Origin of the sequence: Listeria sp. SHR_NRA_18 (assembly GCF_003856515.1) — a bacterium.
GTDB lineage: Bacteria > Bacillota > Bacilli > Lactobacillales > Listeriaceae > Listeria_A > Listeria_A newyorkensis.
In genome coordinates this window covers 1-426 of the sequence record NZ_QPKR01000078.1, presented here as the reverse complement: position 1 = coordinate 426, position 426 = coordinate 1, and the positions used below count along the sequence as shown (strand labels likewise).

Sequence of the window (426 nt, the reverse complement as noted above, 5' to 3'; positions counted from 1 at the left end):
ATATCTTCCTGGCGCTGTCTATTTCCATCTTCGGTTCCAAAACCGCCTTTCTGGGCGGCGTGGCTTACATCTTTAACCACGCGTTTGCCAAGAGCCTGTTCTTCCTGGTGGCCGGGGCGCTGAGCTACAGCTGCGGCACCCGGATGCTGCCGCGCTTGCAGGGCGTGATGAACAAGATGCCGCTGCTGGGCGTGGGGTTCTGCGTGGCCGCGCTGGCGATCACCGGGGTGCCGCCGTTTAACGGTTTCTTCAGCAAGTTCCCGATTTTTGCCGCCGGTTTTGCACTGTCGCATGAGTTCTGGCTGATGACGCCGCTGATGGTGCTGGTGCTGATCGAGTCGGTCGCCAGCTTTGCCTGGTTCATCTATTGGTTTGGGCGCGTTATTCCTGGCAAACCCAGTGATGAGGTGGCACAGGCCGCTCCGC

At 59.9% G+C, this 426-nt stretch carries 1 protein-coding gene; it reads left to right on the top strand.

Annotated features, from left to right (window positions below; all coding sequences use genetic code 11):
* The coding region (locus DUK53_RS17225; RefSeq protein ID WP_305032378.1) for a proton-conducting transporter transmembrane domain-containing protein at positions 1-426 on the top strand (426 nt) is incomplete at both ends.